Raw genomic sequence first — 17,120 nt, forward strand, 5'->3', positions numbered from 1 at the left:
GCGCCTCAGCCCAACTGGGTCTCGATGCGCGCGGCACTCGCCGCCAGGGCAGCCGCCACCTCGTCCGGGTCCTGGTCCGCACGGATGTAGACGACGGCGAGCGCTGCGGGCCGCCCGCCGGGAATCCTGACCGGTACGGCGAGCGAGGAAACCCCGGCAATGACCTCGTCGTGGCTGGCGGCGTAGCCGCGGCGGCGGGCTTCGGCAGCTTCCGTCCGGTACTCGGTCCCCGGTGCGAGGATGCCCCATTCGGACTCCGAGAGCGCGGACTGGATGGCAATTCCCGGAGCGCCCCGGTTGATCGGGTGCCGTGATCCCGGGTGCTGCACCACCACGGCCCCGGCGTGGCGGGGATCGACGGTGACCAGGGTGACGCAGTCCTCGTGATCCCACACCGCCACAAACGCGCTCATCATCAGCGAGTTGGCCAACTGGGTGAGTTCCGGAAGTGCCGCCGTCTGCAGGCTCCGGGAGACGCCCCTGGCCAGAACGGCGAGGCCGGGTCCGGGCTGGACCCTGCCGGCGTCGTCGCGGACCAGGAGGGAATGGTCCTCCAATGTGCGCAGGATGCGGTAGGCCACCGAACGATGGACGCCCATGGCGTCAGCCAGCTCGGCAATCGTGAGGGGGCGCTGGACCTCGGCGAGGATCTCGAGGGCGCGGATGCCGCGGGAGAGCGTCTGGGACGGAGATGCCTGGGCGCTGCCGGCGTTCGTGGTCATGGCTTCCATCCTAGGTGTGCACTGCCGGTGTACCGGGACGGTCCCCGGTCAACCCTTGTTTTTCGGAATACCACGGGTTATCGTTCTATATATGAAGTTGATGTTCGATTATAGAACACACTTTATACTTGAAGTGCAGAGCAGACAAGAAGTGGCCCCTGGGACATAAAGACCTTGAGCGGAGATTATCCAGGGAGCATCGTTAATGAACCGCCGCACCCACCGGACCGGATCGAGGTCCGGAAGCGCCAGACAAAATGCAAGGGATCGATGATGATTGCCAAGCCCCGCGCCGCAGGGCATCTCGATGCCCCGGACCGAATGTCCGGCCCCCGCACCAGCCATTTCCGCGGCAGTCTCGGCAGGTTCGCCACCGGCGTCGCGATTGTCACGTTTGACGGGGCAGCCAGACGCCACGGCATCACCGTCAACTCCTTCACCTCGGTGTCCATGGAGCCGCCGCTGGTGCTCGTGAGCATTGCCCGCTCCGCGAAGGCACACGATGAGCTGGCCGGCCGGCCGTTCAGCGTCAACATCCTCGGCGCGGAGCAGCGCCGGCTCGCGATGCACTTCGCCGGGAGCCCGGGACCCGAACCGCTGTGGGTCGAAGGCGAGACGGCGCCGCGGCTCTCCAACGTTCTCGCCTACTTCGAGTGCACCCCGTGGGCGGCGTACGACGGCGGCGACCACACGCTGTATCTCGGCGAGGTCGTGGACTTCAACTACCGCAGCGGGGATGCGCTCGCCTACGCCAACAGCGCCTTCACGACCATTCCGGAAAGCCAACTGGGTGTGGAAGACCTGCTCTAGGCAAAGCGCAACATCTTGGCCACGGCGCAGCACTTTTGTACAGCGCAGCACTTTTGTACAGCGCAGCACTTTCGACACAGCTCAACGAGGACTGGAGAGATGATCATGGGTATCCGCACCGGCCGGCAGTACCTGGACAAACTCAACGCCATGACGCCGCATGTCACGATCAACGGCGAGGTGGTGAGCGAAAAGATTGCCGAGCACCCCGCCTTCCGGAACGTGGCGCGTTCGTACGCGAAGCTCTTCGACATGCAGCATGATCCGGCCTACCAGGGGGCGCTGACGTACACCTCGCCCAGCACCGGCGATCTGGTCAACGCGTCCTTCCTCGTACCCAGAACAGCCGGGGACCTCGAGCGCCGGCGCCGGGCCATCTCCACCTGGGCGGAATCCTCCCACGGCTTCCTGGGCCGCTCGGGCGACTGCATGAACTCCGCACTCACCGCCCTCGGCTCCGCGCAGACATGGTTTACCCAGGCCGGCCCAAAGTACGCCGACAACATCCGCAACTACTACGAATGGGCCCGCGAAAACGACATTCTGGCCACCCACACCCTGATCCCGCCCCAGGTCAACCGGTCGGTTTCGGGCTCGGAGCAACTCGGCGGGCAGCTCTCGGCCCGGATCGTGGAGGAGCGTGAGGACGGGATCGTCGTCCACGGTGCCCGGATGCTCGCCACCATCGCCCCGATCGCTGACGAACTGCTCGTCTTTCCTTCCACGGTCCTCCGCGGGACCCCCGAGGATGCGCCCTACTCCTATGCCTTCGCCATTCCCAATGATGCCCCGGGCCTGCGCTACCTCTGCCGCAGCTCGCTGTATAACGGCGGCAGTACCCACGACGAACCGCTCGCGTCCCGCTATGAGGAAATGGACGCCGTCGCCGTCTTCGACCACGTCTTTGTGCCCAACGCGCGGATCTTTATGCTCGGCAACCCCCAGTTGTGCAATGCGTTCTACACAGAAACCGGCGCCGGTGCACTCATGACGCACCAGGTCGTTACCCGGACCATCGCCAAGAGCGAGTTCTTCCTCGGCCTGGCCTCCGAACTCGCCGAGTCCATCGGCATCGACGGTTTCCAGCACATTCAGGAGGATATCGCCGAGCTCATCGTCGACGTCGAGATCGGCAAGGCCCTGATCCGGGCCTCCGAGGCCGATGCTGCCCTGAACGAGGCCGGCGTTCTGCTGCCGAAGTGGACCACGCTGAACGCGGCCCGCAACTGGTACCCCAAGATTGCCCAGCGCTTCCCGCAGATCATCCGCAAGTTCTCGGCCTCGGGCCTCATGGCACTGCCGGGGGAAGCCGATGTCCACAGCGAGGCGCGGGCGGACATCGACCTGTACCTCCAGGGAAAGACCCTCACCGGTCCGGAACGGGTCAGGCTGTTCAAGCTCGCGTTCGACGCCTCTATTTCCGGCTTCGCCGGGCGTCAGTCCCTCTATGAGTACTTCTTCTTCGGCGATCCGGTACGGATGGCCGCGGCCATGGTCAACAGCTACGACCGCGAACCGGCCCGGGCGCGCGTCCGCGATCTGCTTAGCCGTGCGGACTGAGACGCGGGGATCGAGGGCACCGCCCCGATTTCTGTGGGTGGCCGCACATTCCCACGGCAAACACGTGCGCCGGATCACATTTCCTAGTAGTCTAATTTCAACCAACTGACCGTTCGATCAGTTAATCACCTGCACCCATCCCGGCAGCACCTCTGCCACCAACAACGGAGTTCCAATGACCGCAACTTCATCCGTCGATCTCGAGGCGGGTCCCAGCAGCAAGCGCGAGGAACGCAAAGTCCTCGCAGGGACCCTGGTGGGAACCACTATCGAGTGGTACGACTTCTTTATTTTTGCCCAGCTGACCGCAACGCTGCTGTCTCCGCTGTTCCTGGCCCCGCTCAACGCCTCCAATCCGGGCCTGGCTCAGATTCTTTCCTTCGCCCTCATCGGCATCAGCTTCCTGTTCCGCCCGCTTGGCGCCATCGTCGCCGGCCACCTCGGCGACCGCCTCGGTCGCAAGGCGATGCTGGTCTTCACCCTCATCATGATGGGTGCCGCCACGGCCCTGATCGGCATGCTCCCGACGTACAACGAGATCGGCGTCTGGGCGCCTATCCTGCTGATCACGCTGCGTGTGGTCCAGGGCTTCTCGGCCGGCGGCGAATGGGGCGGCGCGGCACTGATGGCTGTGGAGCACGCTCCCAAGTCCAAGCGCGGCCTGTTCGGCGCCTACCCGCAGATCGGCGTCCCGGTGGGCATGATCCTCGCCACCGGCCTGCTGTACTTCCTCAACACCAGCATGTCCAAGGAAGACTTCGCAGCCTGGGGCTGGCGCGTCCCGTTCCTGCTCTCGATCCTCCTGATCGTGGTCGGCTACCTCATCCGCCGCGCCGTGGCCGAAAGCCCGGTCTTCAAGGAAATGACCGAACGCAAGGCCCAGAGCAAGGCCCCCCTGAGCGAGCTCATCCGGAATCACAAGAAGCCGGTGCTGTTCTCGACCATGATTTTCATCGGCAATAACGCCGCCGGCTACCTGCTGATCGCGTTCTTCATCTCCTACGCCACCAAGTCGCTGAAGATGCCCCTCCCGGAGGTCCTGCTCGCCACCACCCTGGCTTCCTTCGGCTGGCTGATCTTCACGCTGGTCGGCGGCTGGCTCTCGGACAAGATCGGCCGGGTCAAGACGTTCCTTACCGGCTACGCGATTGTCTTCGTCTGGATGATCCCACTCTTTGCCCTCATCGAGACCAAGAACATCATGCTGTACGGTGTGGGGCCTCTTCGTCCTGACGATCGGCCTGGGTCTTTCCTACGGCCCGATGTCCGCGATGTACGCTGAAATGTTCCCCGCCCAGGTGCGTTACTCGGGTATCTCGATCGGCTACGCCTTCGGAGCCATCCTGGGCGGTGCCTTCGCCGCGATGATTGCCGAAGCCCTCCTGCAGACCACCAAGTGGAGCGGCTCGGTCGGCATCTACATCATGGTCCTGTGCGTCATTTCCGCCGTCGGCGTTGTGCTGGCCAAGGAAACGAAGGGCAACCCGCTCGGCGTCAGCAGCCACCACTAGAACAACAACAACGCGGGGTCACTTCTCGCCCATCCGGTAGTCCCGGACCGGCGAGGAGTGACCCCGCATTGTTTTAAGACAGGAAGGCGATGGCGCCTTGCTTGAAGGCCCGGCTCGTGACGGCGTTGGTGTGGCTGCGTCCGGGCAGGATGAGCTGCTCAACCAGGGTGCCCGCCTTGGCCGCGATCGCGGCCAGCTCCGGCATGGAGGCGGCCCGCTCGTCGCTCTCGCCGGCCACCAGGAGCATTGGCATGTGCGGGACAGCCTCGGCCGGATCATAGGGTTCGGCCTTGATGGCTTCCACGAGGGAGAGCAGCGCGAAGATATTGTTGCTGGGGAGCAGCTGGGCCATCTTCAGTAGCCCGGCGGTCGATTCGTCGGTGATCGGCGTGCCGTCGGCGAGGTGCCGCTGGGCGGCCACCAGGTCGAACCGCGCCAGCGGGTCCGAAACGTTGGGTCCGCCGAGGACCAGCCGGTGCACCAGTTCCGGCTGTGTGGCACCGAACTCCCAGGCCAGCCGGGAGCCCAGCGAGTAGCCGATCACGTCCAGCCCGCTGGAGGGGTCTCCGTCGCGCAGTGGCGTGGCGCCGGCGTCGACCGACATCTGCAGCAGGTCCGCCCGGATCCGGCTCGGCGAATACGAATCCAGATCCTCGGGGCTGGCGCTGCGGCCGTGGCCGGGAAGGTCCACGGTTACCACCCGGCGGCCGGCGTCCAGCAGCGCCGAGATCCAGCCGGTGTCCTCCCAATTGAGCTTGCTGGAGGAGGAAAAGCCGTGCAGCAGCAGGACCGGACGCAGCCCGGCATCGTTCGCGGGCTCGTGGATCCCCACATACAACTGGGGATCGGTTCCCTCCACGGTGTGGACGTGCTGTTCGCCCGTGTGCCTGCCGCTCATCGTCTCAGTCCTCATCAGGTACGGCGCTCAGGCGGACCCGGCGCCGGGGTGGTTCTTCCGTTGGTACCGTGCCGACGATGCCGGCGGTGTTGTCCGGCACCTCAAACACAACCAGGGGCTCGCCGACGTTGATTTTGTCACCGGGCCCACCATGGATACGCACCACCTTACCCGCCTGGGGGCTGGGCAATTCAAGGGCCGACTTCGCGGTTTCCACCTCGACGAGCGGCTGGTTCCGCTCCACGTGGTCACCGGCGGCCACGAGCCATTCGAGCACCGTGGCCTCGATCAGCCCCTCGCCGAGGTCGGGCAGGGGAAACGAAATTTCAGCCACGCCGGTACTCCAATACTCGCTGGATCCCGAAGAGGATCCGGTCAATGTTCGGGATGTATTCGTCCTCCAGGTCCCCGGAGGGGTAGGGCACGTCGAAGCCGGTGACCCGTTCCACCGGCGCCTTGAGGGTGTCAAAGCAGCTTTGGGTGATCAACTGCGCTACTTCGGCGCCAAGCCCGGACGTCAGCGGCGCTTCATGAACGACGACGGCGCGCCGCGTCTTCCCCACGGAGGCGGCCAGTGCGGCAGCATCAATTGGTTTGAGCCAGCGCAGGTCCAGGACCTCGACGTCGATCCCGTCCTCGGCGGCAAGCTCCGCCACCTGCAGGCAGCGGGCCACCATGGCACCCCAGGCCACGAGCGTGACGTGCCGGCCCGTGCGCATGACTTTGGCGCCGGTGGGGGAATCCGCGGCGGCGCCACTCTGGGCGAGGTCGACCGCACCTTTCTGCCAGTAGCGGGACTTCGGCTCCATAAAGACCACCGGGTCCGGCCGCGTGGCGGCGTACTTGAGCAGGTGGTAAGCCTCGTGCGGGGTCGACGGCGAGACGACCTTGAGGCCGGGGACGTGGGCGAAGAGCGCCTCCAGGCTTTCGCCGTGGTGTTCGGGGGCGCGGATGCCGCCGAAGCTGGGCACCCGGAGCGTGACGGGCATCGGCAGGGCGCCGCGGCTGCGGTAGTTCAGCCGGGCGATCTGGCAGATGATCTGGTTGATCGCAGGGTAGGCGAAGCCGTCGAACTGGACCTCGGGGATCGGGTGGAACCCGGCCATGGCCAGGCCCGCTGCCATACCCAGGATGCCGGATTCGGCCAGTGGCGTGTCGAAGACGCGGCGCTCGCCGTGTTTGGCCTGCAGCCCGTCCGTGATCCGGAAGACGCCGCCGAGCTTGCCGCAGTCCTCGCCGAAAACCAGTGTCCGGGGATTCTCGGTGAGGAGTTCGTCGAGGGCCAGGTTGAGGGCCTGCTGCATCGACAGGGTCACGGTGGCCGGATTCACCCCTGCCTCGCTTTCAAGGATCGCATTAGACATGTTCGGACTCCTCGCGCCAGCTGGCGGACTGGGCCTGCAGGGCAGGGGTGGTTTCCTGGAAGACCAGGTCGAACATTTCAGCGCCGGGCCGCGGGCGGAGGGCCTGGAGGCCGGTCCGGATCTGTTCCTCTTCGGCCCGGGCCGCGGCGTCGGCGGCGTCGAAGAAGGCCGCATCGGCGAGTCCGTCGGCGAGCAGGCGCTCACGGAGGCGATCCAGCGGATCCTGGCCGGCGCCGTCGCGCTCTTCCGTCAGCGTGCGGTAGCGGCCGGGATCATCGGCGGTTGAATGCGGGCCGCGCCGGTAGGTCATGGCCTCAATAACCACGGGGCCATGGCCGGCCCGGGCATGGGCGACGGCGCGGCGGGTTGCCATCACGACGGCGGCGACGTCGTTGCCGTCGATCTGCAGCGCCGGAATGCCGTAGCCGGCGGCACGTGCGGCGACGGAACCGCCCGCCACCTGGCGTTCGGTCGGGACGGAGATGGCCCAGCCGTTGTTCTGGATGAAGAACACCACGGGCGCCTTCAGGATGGCGGCGAAGTTCATCGCTTCGTGGACGTCGCCCTGCGAGGAGGCGCCGTCGCCGAAGTAGCTCAGGGCCACACCGGGTATGCGATCGGCGGTTCCGTCCTCGCACTCCAGCGTCTGGCCGTGGGCCCAGCCGACGGCGTGCAGGACGGATCCGGCGACGACAGCCTGGATCGGCGCGAGCCGGGACTCCACGGGGTTGTAGAGGCCGCCATGCCATGTGGCCTTGTGGGTGGCCATGTAGGCGATCATGTCCACACCCAGGGTGCGGGCAACGCCCATTTCCCGGTAAGTCGGGAAGGCGAAGTCCCGGGTGGTGTCCATGGCGTAGCCGCTGCCGACCTGGGCTGCTTCCTGGCCGTGCTCGGGCGCGTAGCCGGGAATCAGGCCCTGCCGCTGCCAGGCGACGGCCGAGGTGTCGAGGTGGCGGACAGCCGCCATCAGGGTATAGAGCTCGCGGAGCTCATCGGGTGTCAGCGGCGGTGCATCAGTACCGGGCGCCAAGGGGAAAAGGGTCTCCATGCCTGTGACCCTAGTCACCCCAACGCCGCCGTGCAATCAGCTCAGTGATGGCTGGCCAAGCTGTACAAATATGCGGGAATTGAGCCGCCCAGTCCTGGCAATTTGTAAGATTCCCGATCCGCCACACCGGTTCGGCCGCCGGAGCGGCGCCGGGCGGACTCAGCTGATTTCGACGGCGTCACCGCTGACGATAATCCCGCCGAGCAGCGGAACCTCGACGGTGAGCACGCTCGGGCGGCCGACGTGGCTGCCCTGGTGCACGACCACGCGGGCGGGCAGTTCCACGAGTGAGAGCAGGCGGAGGTATCCGCCGAACGACGCGGCGGCCGAACCCGTCGCCGGGTCCTCGGTGATGGTGCCCACCGGGAAGAGGTTGCGTGAGTCGAACTCGCCCGGTCCCGTCGCGCAGAGCGTTGTGACGGTGCCGGCCCAGTGCTGATCATCCATCAGCGCGCGCAGCGGAGCCGGGTCGAAGACAAAGGAATCGAAGGTCGTCCGGTCGGCGAAGACGAGGATCGGGTGCCAGTTACCGGCGAACGCGACCATCGGCGGGTAGCCGGGGTCCAGATCGTCCCGGACCACGCCGAGCAGCCCGAGCAATCTCTCCAGGATGCCGTCGGGAAACCCGGCCAGCTGCGGCTCAACGCTCGTGAACCGTGCCGTCACCGCGGTGCCCTGGCCTGCGGTCTCGATCACGACCGGCCCCCACCGCTGTGTCGAAGGTGAAGGATCCGGTTCCGTCGCGCCCTGACAGCGCCACGGCCAGGGCGATGGTGGCGTGGCCGCAAAATGGAACCTCGGCAATCGGCGAGAAGAAGCGCACCCGGTGCCGCCGGGGGTTTCCCTCAAGCGCCACTCCGGTGACGAATACCGTTTCGGCGTAGCCGACGTCGGCGGCGATGGCCTGCATAAGGGCGTCGTCCAGACGGGTCGCGTCGAGCACTACCCCCGCAGGGTTTCCACCGCCGGGGGTAGTGCTGAAGGCGGCGTAACGCAGTACGTCCGTGGCCTGTTCCATTCGGACATGGTCGCACATGGCCCGGGAGGGTCAGCCGGCGGAGTCGGCCGGTTCCTTGTCCCGGGCATCCTGCTCCGGGCGGCGCGCGCTGACCCGGGCGCCGATCCAGCAGGCCACGGCGATGCCGGCGACGAGCGCGAAGGTGCTGACCAGCTGGCGGCTGCTGTCCGGGTTGCTGAAGCCGACGGCGAAGATCGCAGCCAGGATCACAAGCCCGGCGATGGTCAGTGCCGGGAAGCCCTTCATCCGCAGCGGCAGGACGGTGCCGTCCCGGTCCGCGCGGCGCCGCAGGATCAGCTGGGATACGAGGGCGGAGCCCCACACCACCAGGCAGGTGGAACCGACCAGCTGGAACAGGGCCGGCAGGATCCGCTCCGGGAACAAGAGCTCCAGCACGGCGGCAACGAAGCCGAAGGCCACGGAGATGCCCACGGCTACGGCCGGCACCCGGGCCGTGTTCAGCCTCGACAGGATGCGGGGTGCCTCGCCGCGCTTGGACAGCGAGTACGCCATCCGGGACGCGCCGTAGAGATTGGCGTTCAGAGCCGAGAGGAGGGCGACGACGGCGACCAGCGTGATCGCTGACCCGGCGCCGGGGATGCGGGCCACGTCCAGGACGCCGGCGAACGGCGACGCGAGTGCTTCGGATGTCGCGGGCAGGATGGCGGCGATGACGAATACGGAGCCGATGTAGAAGACCAGGATGCGCCAGAGGACCGTGCGGACCGCCTGACCGACGCTGCGCGCGGGATTCTCAGTCTCGGCGGCTGCCACGCTGACGATCTCGGTACCGCCGAAGGCGAAGATCACCACAAACAGGGCGGTGGCAATCCCGCCAAATCCTGCGGGTGCGAAGTCGGTGGTGATGTTGGCCAGTCCGGGCGAGGCGACCCCGGGGAGCCAGCCAAGCAGCAGTGCGGCGCCGATGCCGACGAACAGCAGGATCGCGGCGACCTTGAGGATCGCAAACCAGAACTCGAACTCACCGAAGTTCTTCACGCCGGCGAGGTTGATGGCCGTGAACAGTGCCATAAACACCAGTGACAGTGCCCAGACCGGGAGGACCGGCCAGACGGTGACGAGCAATGCGGCGGCGCCGAGGGCTTCGGCGGCGATGACCACTACCAGTTGCAGCCACCACAGCCACCCAACGGTCGCTCCGGCGGTCCGGCCCATGGCCTTCGCGGCGTAGACGGAAAACGCGCCGCTGTTGGGATTGGCGGCGGCCATTTCCCCCAGCGCCCACATGACCAGAATGATCAGTGTTCCGGCGACCAGGTAGGAGATCAGCACGGCGGGGCCGGCCGCCTGGATGCCGGCCCCGGAGCCGAGGAACAGGCCGGCGCCGATGGCGCTGCCGAGTCCCATCATGGTGAGTTGGCGCGGTTTCATGCTCTGGCCCTGGCTCCGTGTTGGATCAGGGCGCTGCGCGGTGGACGTCATTATCATGCTGGCGAACCTTCGTGTGGTCGTTGTCGGGGGGTCCTTGTGGGACTTAACAAATTTACCGCCTCCGGCACGCCGCAGCCGCCGCATCCGGCCCGGGGCCGTGAGAGCATGGTGGCAGTTTGCCAGACTAAACAGCGCATTGGCTGACGGTTTGTCCGGTCATGACCGCAGGGAAAAGGAAGAACGATGACGGTTGATCCGCTGGACGCGAAAATTGTCCGGTTCTTCACGGATACGCCGCGGGCCTCTGTCCTGGAGGCCTCACGCGTGCTCAAAGTGGCCCGCGCCACCGTCCAGTCGCGGCTGGACCGAATGCAGGACAGCGCTGTCATCGGTTCCTGGGTGCCGCAACCGGATCCGGCACACTTTGGCTTTCCGGTGGTGGCGTTCTGTTCGCTGACCATCAACCAGGACCTCGGGCACGACGCCGTCGTCGCTGCCCTGTCCCGGATCCCTGAACTGATTGAAATTCACACGGTCTCCGGCAGTTCGGACCTCATGGCGAGGGTCGCGGCCCGGTCCAACCCGGATCTTCAACGGGTGCTCGACGCCATGATTGCCACCCGGACCGTGCTGCGCTCCTCCTCCGTCATAGTCCTCAACACCCACTTCCAGGGACGCACCTTGCCGCTGCTCGAGGCCGCCGCACGGGGGGAGTGAGCCGAAACACGCACGGGACGCATTTTGTCCGTCGCGTCCATGGTCGTAGAATGAGTTCTAGTCAATATGACTATAACTAATCCGGCGGTCGGACCGGAGCCAGCCGGGCCGTTCCGCCAGGACCCGCCCGGATCCCTGAAAGCGGGGTGAACACCGTGTACATCACAGCAGCCAACGTCTCCGAACGCCAGACGGCACCGCCGACGCTGGCCATTTCCACCGTGATCTTCGCCCTCCGGCCCAGCGAACGGACCGGCCGTCCCACGCTCTGGATTCCCCTGGTGTGCAGGATCCGGGAACCGTTCAAGGATCTCTGGGCGCTCCCCGGCGGACCGCTGACGCACTCGGATTCGCTGCAGGACGCCGCTTCCCGGAACCTGCGTGAGACCACCGGGCTCGCCCCGAACTACCTTGAGCAGCTCTACGCCTTCGGCGGGCTGCACCGCTCACCCACCCAGCGCGTCGTTTCGATTGTGTACTGGGCCCTCGTCCAGCCCACCGAGGCCGCGCTCGCGGATGAATCCGAAAACGTCCGCTGGTTCCGCGCCGACAGGCTGGGGGAGTTGGCCTTCGACCACAACGCAATCATTGAGTATGCCCTCTGGCGGCTGCGCAACAAGATGGCGTACGGCTCGATTGCCTACCACCTGCTCGGTGAATATTTCACCCTGGCCCAGGTCCGCGAAGTCTACGAAGCAGTCCTGGACCGCGAGCTGGATCCGGCCAACTTCAGACGCCAGATCAAGGCCGCCCCGGAAATCGAAGAAACCGATCAGTACCTGCAGGGCGGCAAACACCGTCCACCCCGCCTCTACCGCTTCACCGGCCGCCCCGGCCTCGACCCAGATACCAGGAGCACACCATGAGCAGCGTCAACACGGCAATCCAGCTGATTACGCGTGAACAGGCGGAGCGGAAGGTGCCGGCAGCTTCCACCTGCAGCCCGGCGCTCGCCCGGGGGCCCTGGGATTTCGACGCCGCCGAGTCGCGCGCCGGGGCCCCGGCCTACGGCCCCGGCGCCTCCTCGGCCGACGTCGCCCCGGCGTCGACGCCGCGCCAAGGCCAGCTCCCTGAGGAGTACAAGCTCGCCAGCGACGCCGAACTGGACGCCCGGATCCGGGCCGCCAAAGCCACGCTCGGGGACCGCGCCGTCGTCCTGGGCCACTTTTACCAACGCGATGAGGTGATCGAATACGCCGACTTTGTGGGCGACTCGTTCCAGCTCGCCAACGCGGCCCTGACCCGGCCGGACGCTGAAGCCATCATCTTCTGCGGTGTGCACTTTATGGCCGAGACGGCGGATATTCTGTCCCGGCCGGACCAGGCCGTCATTCTGCCCAACCTCGCCGCCGGCTGCTCGATGGCGGACATGGCCGACATCGACTCGGTCACCGAATGCTGGGAACAGCTGGAGGAGCTCTACGGCACGGAACCCGACGCCGACGGACGGGTACCCGTCATCCCCGTCACCTACATGAACTCCTCGGCAGCACTCAAAGGCTTCTGCGGCGACCACGGCGGGATCGTCTGCACGTCGTCCAATGCCGCGACCGTGCTGGAGTGGGCCTTCGAGCGCGGGCAGCGGGTGCTGTTCTTCCCGGACCAGCACCTGGGCCGCAACACCGCCAAGGCGATGGGCGTACCGCTGGAGAAGATGCCGATGTGGAACCCGCGCAAAGACCTCGGCGGCAACGACGAGCAGACCCTCCAGGACTCCCGCGTCATCCTATGGCACGGGTTCTGCTCGGTGCACAAGCGCTTCAACGTGGGCCAGATCGACAAGGCCCCGCGCCGAGAACCCCGGCGTCCAGGTGATCGTGCACCCGGAATGTCCGATGGAGGTCGTTGATGCCGCCGACTCCGCCGGGTCCACCGACTTCATCAAAAAGGCCATCGCCGCAGCCACCGAACCCGCCACGTTCGCGATCGGGACCGAGATCAACATGGTCAACCGGCTGGCCGCCGAATACCCGCAGCACACGATCTTCTGCCTCGATCCGGTGATCTGCCCCTGCTCAACGATGTACCGGATCCACCCCGGCTACCTCGCCTGGGTCCTCGAAGCCCTTGTCCGGGGCGAGGTGCTCAACCGCATCACGGTGGATGACGAGGTCGCTGGCCCTGCCCGGGTCGCGCTGGAGCGCATGTTGGCCGCGCGGCCATGACCAGGGCCATCCCGGGGCCGCCCCGCCTCGTGATCGTCGGCAGCGGGATCGCCGGTCTCTATGCCGCGCTGCTGGCCTCCGACGCCGATGTTGGCACGGGCACGCCGGCCGTCGAGGTCGTGCTCCTGACCAAGGGGACACTGGAGCAGAGCAACACGTTCTACGCCCAGGGCGGAGTCTCGGCAGTGCTTGCTCCGGCCGAGGCCTCCCCGGGAGACTCCGTGGCGGCCCACATTGCCGATACCCTCGCCGCCGGCGCCGGGCTGAACGATGCCGAGGCGGTCCGGATCCTCTGCACGGAAGCCGTCCGGGACATCGAGGGCCTGCGCCGCTACGGCGTGCACTTCGATGCAGGCCCCGGCGGCGCCCCTGCGCTGGGGCTGGAAGCCGCCCATTCAGCCCCGCGCATCCTGCACGCTGGCGGCGACGCCACAGGCACCTGCATCGCCCGGAGTCTCGTCGCTGCCGTCCTGGACCGCGCTGTCCAGGGCCGGATCCGGGTCGAAACCAGCGCCTTCGTGACCGGCCTGCTGACCGGAACCCCGGAGGGTGGCAGCACTGCGGCCGGCCCGGCGGAGCCCCGCATCACGGGCGTCGCGTACCTGTCCAACGGACAGCCGAAGCAGCTCGACGCCGACGCCGTCCTGCTCGCCACAGGCGGCGCCGGCCGGCTGTTTGCCCGGACCAGCAACCCCTCGGTAGCCACCGCCGACGGCGTCGCGCTCGCCTGGCGTGCCGGGGCGGCCGTACGGGACCTCGAGTTCTTCCAGTTCCACCCGACGACGCTCGCCGTGGCCGAAGTGCCGGGCGGGCCTCCCGCGCTGCTGATCTCCGAAGCAGTGCGCGGCGAAGGAGCCGTCCTGCTCGACGCCACCGGCCACCGCTTTATGCCCGGCTATCACCCGGATGCGGAGCTCGCCCCGCGTGACGTCGTATCGCGCAGCATCGCCCTGCACCTGGCCGCCACGGAAGCGTCCGCCGACAGCCCGGTCTTCCTGGATGCCCGGGGCATTGAGGCGGACCGGGGCGCCGGCTACCTCGCCCGGCGCTTCCCCACCATCACGGCCGCCACCCGGGCCGCCGGATACGACTGGACGCGCCAGCCGGTTCCGGTGTCACCTGCCGCGCACTACTGGATGGGCGGCGTGGCCACCGACCTTTGGGCCCGCACTTCCGTCCCCGGCCTGTACGCCGCCGGCGAAGTCGCCCGCACAGGAGCCCAGGGCGCCAACAGGCTGGCCAGCAACTCACTGCTGGAAGGCCTCGTGTTCGGCCGCCGCGCCGTAACGGCCTTCCTGCACGATGCCCGGCCGGCCGCCGCCGGACCGGACCGCCGGTGCCCGGTACCGGCGGAACAACCGGCCAGCCACAACCCTGCCGGCGATGAGGCCGGTGCCGCCGCCATGGCGGACCCGGCCGGTATTCCGTTCAGCCGGGCCGCCCTGGCGCGCCTCATGACCGGCGCCGCCGGCGTACTGCGCAGCGGAGCCCAACTGGAACAAGCCAGGCGACAGTTGGCGCGCTGGGCCGCCGGGATCAACGACGCGGACGACACCGGCGTGACCCTGGGCCAGGGCGACCACGAGGACCGCAACCTGCTGCTGGCCGCCCAGCTGCTCGTGGCGGCTGCCCTGCAGCGCGCCGGTTCCGCCGGCGCCCACTACCGGGACGACGCCGCCCCGCCAACGGACCGGCACGCTGCCGGCACCCGACCCATGCAAAGGACCTAGCAATGACCGCAACCGCCGCCACCATGGCACCACGCGCCGCCCTCCCGACCGCCGACGGTTTCGCCGGGACCCTGCCGGAGTCCGCCGTCGATGCCGTTCTCCGCATGGCACTGCAGGAGGACGCCCCTTACGGCGACATCACGTCCCAGACCCTCATCCCCACCGGCGCGCGGGCGACGGCGGTACTGAACGCGCGCGAGCCCGGTGTCCTCAGCGGCGGGGCGGTCTTCGCCGCCGCAATGAAGCTGACGGATCCGGACGCCGTCGTGGACCTCCTTGTCCGCGACGGCGAGGCGTTTGCGGCCGGGACGGCGCTGGCGACCGTCACCGGCAACGCCCGGGCCGTGCTGCTCGCCGAACGCGTGGCCCTGAACCTGGTCCAGCGAATGAGCGCCATCGCCACCAAAACGGCCGGCTTCGTCGCGCTGGTGGCGGGCACGAAGGCGCGGATCACCGATACCCGGAAGACGACCCCCGGACTCCGGGTGCTCGAACGCTATGCCGTCCGTTGCGGCGGCGGCGCCAACCACCGCTTCAGCCTCTCCGACGCCGTACTCGCCAAGGACAACCACCTGGCCGTGCTCAGTGGTGGCGATCCGGAGAAGCTCACCGCAGTGCTGCGGAACGCCAAGGCCCAATTGGGCCACACAACGCACTTCGAAGTGGAAGTGGACAGTATGGCGCAGATCGAACCGGTGCTGGCCGCCGGGGTGGACACGATCATGCTCGACAACTTCACGCTGGCGGATCTGGCAGCCGGCGTGGCGCTGGTGGCGGGCCGGGGCCCGGGTCGAGGCCAGCGGCAACGTCAATGCCGGCACCGTGGCGGACATCGCCGCCACCGGGGTGGATGACATCTCCATCGGCGGCCTCACCCACAGCGTCATCGCGCTGGACCTCGGGCTGGACATCGGTCTGGACATGGCCCCCGGGACCGGCTCCGGTGCCGGGCCGACGGCCGGCTGAGGCACACCGTGATCTTCCTCGATGCCGCGGCCACAACGCCGGTCCGCCGCGAGGTGCTGGAGGCCATGTGGCCCCTCCTCAGCGGCGACTTCGGCAACCCCTCCAGCCACCATTCGCTGGGCGAGGCCGCCGCCGCCGCACTCGCGGGGGCCCGGACCGCCACCGCCAAGGCCATGGGCTGCCGGGCGGGGGAAATCATCTTCACCTCCGGAGGCACGGAAGCGGACAACCTGGCGGTCAAGGGTATTGCCCTGGCCCGGCGTGCGGCGGACCCCCGGCTGGACCGGGTGGTGATCAGCGCCGTCGAGCATCCCGCGGTGGAGGACTCCGCACGCTACCTGGCCCGGATCCACGGTTTCGTTGTGGACGTGGTGCCCGTGGACGCCTTCGGGCAGGTCACCGTGGAGGCGCTCGCCGCCGTGCTGCGGCCGGAGACGGCCCTCGTCAGCATCATATTCGCGAACAACGAGGTCGGCACCGTGCAGCCCATCGCCCGGCTTGCCGGGCTCTGCCGTGCACAGGGGATTCCGTTCCACACCGATGCGGTCCAGGCCGCGGGCTGGCTGCCGTTGGAGGCGGCTGCGCTCGGCGTGGACGCATTGAGTATTTCCGGGCATAAGCTGGGGGCGCCCAAAGGCAACGGGGCGCTGTTTGTGCGCGGCCGGACCCGGCTGGAGCCGCTGATCCACGGCGGCGGCCAGGAACGCGGCCGCCGTTCAGGCACGGAAAACGTAGCCGGGGCCGTTGCGCTCTCGACGGCACTGACGCTGGCCGGGGCGTCAGGGCGGCAGCCCGCGGCAGCCATTGCGGCGCTGCGTGACACGTTCATCGCCGCTGTCCTGGCCGGCGTGCCCGGTGCCATCCTCACCGGCCACCCCACCGAGCGGCTCCCGTCCGTGGCGTCTTTCTGCTTCCCGGGCACCAGCGGCGAATCGGTGCTGCTCGAGCTTGAGCGCCGCGGCGTCATTTGCTCGAGCGGGTCCGCCTGCGCGGCAGGCTCCGATGCGCCGTCCCCGGTGCTGCTGGCACTGGGCATCAGTCCCGAAGTTGCCCAGACGGCGGTGCGGTTCAGCTTCGATGCCGCCATTACGGCGGCGGAACTGCGGGAGGCCGCGGAAGCGGTCCGAGCCGCCGTCGGCAGCGTCCGGTCCCTGGCGCAACGGGGATGACGGCGAAGACACGGCGGGGCCGGGCAATTAACGAACCAGCCGCCGCT

Annotated in this window: 14 protein-coding genes and 3 pseudogenes; 9 read left to right on the forward strand and 8 right to left on the reverse strand. The window is 67.8% G+C overall.

Annotated features, from left to right (window positions below):
- Positions 1-5 precede the first annotated feature (5 nt).
- Positions 6-722 carry an IclR family transcriptional regulator gene (locus KY499_RS17730; RefSeq protein WP_219885955.1) on the reverse strand — a complete coding sequence of 239 codons (717 nt, stop codon included), beginning with the start codon at positions 720-722 and terminating at the stop codon, positions 6-8.
- Between the two features lie 270 nt (positions 723-992).
- Here KY499_RS17730 and KY499_RS17735 point away from each other — a divergent pair, with 270 nt between their 5' ends.
- The 3 genes and pseudogenes from KY499_RS17735 (at position 993) to KY499_RS17745 (ending at position 4,603) form a co-directional block, all read left to right on the forward strand.
- Positions 993-1,532, forward strand: a complete 540-nt coding sequence (locus KY499_RS17735; RefSeq protein ID WP_123254077.1) for a flavin reductase family protein — start codon at positions 993-995, stop codon at positions 1,530-1,532.
- 105 nt (positions 1,533-1,637) lie between these two features.
- The gene (hpaB, locus tag KY499_RS17740) at positions 1,638-3,092 is read left to right on the forward strand and encodes a 4-hydroxyphenylacetate 3-monooxygenase, oxygenase component (protein ID WP_219887064.1); all 1,455 of its coding nucleotides are present in this window, start codon (positions 1,638-1,640) and stop codon (positions 3,090-3,092) included.
- A gap of 175 nt (positions 3,093-3,267) precedes the next feature.
- A pseudogene (locus tag KY499_RS17745) lies at positions 3,268-4,603 on the forward strand (MFS transporter).
- A gap of 73 nt (positions 4,604-4,676) precedes the next feature.
- Here the strand turns inward: KY499_RS17745 and KY499_RS17750 are convergent.
- The 7 genes from KY499_RS17750 to KY499_RS17775 all read right to left on the reverse strand — a co-directional run bounded on the left by KY499_RS17750 (position 4,677) and on the right by KY499_RS17775 (position 10,326).
- Positions 4,677-5,501, reverse strand: a complete 825-nt coding sequence (locus KY499_RS17750) for an alpha/beta fold hydrolase (protein WP_123254075.1) — start codon at positions 5,499-5,501, stop codon at positions 4,677-4,679.
- Between the two features lie 4 nt (positions 5,502-5,505).
- Positions 5,506-5,835, reverse strand: coding sequence for a biotin/lipoyl-containing protein (locus tag KY499_RS17755; RefSeq protein WP_123254074.1), 330 nt, complete (start codon positions 5,833-5,835; stop codon positions 5,506-5,508).
- The gene (locus tag KY499_RS17760; protein WP_123254073.1) at positions 5,828-6,865 is read right to left on the reverse strand and encodes an alpha-ketoacid dehydrogenase subunit beta; all 1,038 of its coding nucleotides are present in this window, start codon (positions 6,863-6,865) and stop codon (positions 5,828-5,830) included. The genes KY499_RS17755 and KY499_RS17760 overlap by 8 nt, the downstream gene beginning before the upstream one ends.
- Positions 6,858-7,916 (reverse strand): thiamine pyrophosphate-dependent enzyme, encoded by a 1,059-nt coding sequence (locus KY499_RS17765; protein ID WP_219885956.1) that lies wholly within the window; start codon positions 7,914-7,916, stop codon positions 6,858-6,860. Before KY499_RS17765 ends, KY499_RS17760 begins: the two co-directional genes overlap by 8 nt.
- Before the next feature lie 159 nt (positions 7,917-8,075).
- A complete protein-coding gene (locus KY499_RS18435) occupies positions 8,076-8,612 on the reverse strand; it encodes a PhzF family phenazine biosynthesis protein (protein ID WP_258190855.1) in 537 nt (178 codons plus the stop codon).
- Positions 8,557-8,934, reverse strand: a complete 378-nt coding sequence (locus tag KY499_RS18440; protein ID WP_258190856.1) for a PhzF family phenazine biosynthesis protein — start codon at positions 8,932-8,934, stop codon at positions 8,557-8,559. Before KY499_RS18440 ends, KY499_RS18435 begins: the two co-directional genes overlap by 56 nt.
- Positions 8,935-8,964: 30 nt before the next feature.
- A complete protein-coding gene (locus tag KY499_RS17775) occupies positions 8,965-10,326 on the reverse strand; it encodes an amino acid permease (protein ID WP_258190857.1) in 1,362 nt (453 codons plus the stop codon).
- A 243-nt stretch (positions 10,327-10,569) separates the two neighbouring features.
- Between KY499_RS17775 and KY499_RS17780 the strand changes: the two genes are divergently transcribed.
- The 6 genes and pseudogenes from KY499_RS17780 to KY499_RS17805 all read left to right on the forward strand — a co-directional run bounded on the left by KY499_RS17780 (position 10,570) and on the right by KY499_RS17805 (position 17,073).
- Positions 10,570-11,043 carry an Lrp/AsnC family transcriptional regulator gene (locus tag KY499_RS17780; RefSeq protein WP_123254069.1) on the forward strand — a complete coding sequence of 158 codons (474 nt, stop codon included), beginning with the start codon at positions 10,570-10,572 and terminating at the stop codon, positions 11,041-11,043.
- A gap of 155 nt (positions 11,044-11,198) precedes the next feature.
- Positions 11,199-11,909, forward strand: a complete 711-nt coding sequence (locus tag KY499_RS17785) for an NUDIX domain-containing protein (RefSeq protein ID WP_219885958.1) — start codon at positions 11,199-11,201, stop codon at positions 11,907-11,909.
- A pseudogene (gene nadA, locus KY499_RS17790) lies at positions 11,906-13,208 on the forward strand (quinolinate synthase NadA). The gene KY499_RS17785 and the pseudogene nadA overlap by 4 nt, the downstream one beginning before the upstream one ends.
- The gene (gene nadB / locus KY499_RS17795) at positions 13,205-14,938 is read left to right on the forward strand and encodes an L-aspartate oxidase (RefSeq protein WP_219885959.1); all 1,734 of its coding nucleotides are present in this window, start codon (positions 13,205-13,207) and stop codon (positions 14,936-14,938) included. The pseudogene nadA and the gene nadB overlap by 4 nt, the downstream one beginning before the upstream one ends.
- Before the next feature lie 23 nt (positions 14,939-14,961).
- A pseudogene (gene nadC, locus KY499_RS17800) lies at positions 14,962-15,904 on the forward strand (carboxylating nicotinate-nucleotide diphosphorylase).
- 8 nt (positions 15,905-15,912) lie between these two features.
- Positions 15,913-17,073, forward strand: a complete 1,161-nt coding sequence (locus tag KY499_RS17805) for a cysteine desulfurase family protein (protein ID WP_219885960.1) — start codon at positions 15,913-15,915, stop codon at positions 17,071-17,073.
- The last annotated feature ends 47 nt before the right edge of the window (positions 17,074-17,120 follow it).

This window comes from Arthrobacter sp. PAMC25284 (genome assembly GCF_019443425.1).
In the GTDB taxonomy this organism is placed as follows: Bacteria; Actinomycetota; Actinomycetes; order Actinomycetales; family Micrococcaceae; genus Arthrobacter; species Arthrobacter oryzae_A.

What these genes read in the sequence shown, in the direction of transcription:
- KY499_RS17730 (WP_219885955.1), bottom strand. Translation starts at nt 722, where the DNA reads ATGACCACGAACGCCGGCAGCGCCCAGGCATCTCCGTCCCAGACGCTC.
- KY499_RS17735 (WP_123254077.1), top strand. Translation starts at nt 993, where the DNA reads ATGATGATTGCCAAGCCCCGCGCCGCAGGGCATCTCGATGCCCCGGAC.
- hpaB (WP_219887064.1), top strand. Translation starts at nt 1,638, where the DNA reads ATGGGTATCCGCACCGGCCGGCAGTACCTGGACAAACTCAACGCCATG.
- KY499_RS17750 (WP_123254075.1), bottom strand. Translation starts at nt 5,501, where the DNA reads ATGAGCGGCAGGCACACGGGCGAACAGCACGTCCACACCGTGGAGGGA.
- KY499_RS17760 (WP_123254073.1), bottom strand. Translation starts at nt 6,865, where the DNA reads ATGTCTAATGCGATCCTTGAAAGCGAGGCAGGGGTGAATCCGGCCACC.
- KY499_RS17765 (WP_219885956.1), bottom strand. Translation starts at nt 7,916, where the DNA reads ATGGAGACCCTTTTCCCCTTGGCGCCCGGTACTGATGCACCGCCGCTG.
- KY499_RS18440 (WP_258190856.1), bottom strand. Translation starts at nt 8,934, where the DNA reads ATGGAACAGGCCACGGACGTACTGCGTTACGCCGCCTTCAGCACTACC.
- KY499_RS17775 (WP_258190857.1), bottom strand. Translation starts at nt 10,326, where the DNA reads ATGAAACCGCGCCAACTCACCATGATGGGACTCGGCAGCGCCATCGGC.
- KY499_RS17780 (WP_123254069.1), top strand. Translation starts at nt 10,570, where the DNA reads ATGACGGTTGATCCGCTGGACGCGAAAATTGTCCGGTTCTTCACGGAT.
- nadB (WP_219885959.1), top strand. Translation starts at nt 13,205, where the DNA reads ATGACCAGGGCCATCCCGGGGCCGCCCCGCCTCGTGATCGTCGGCAGC.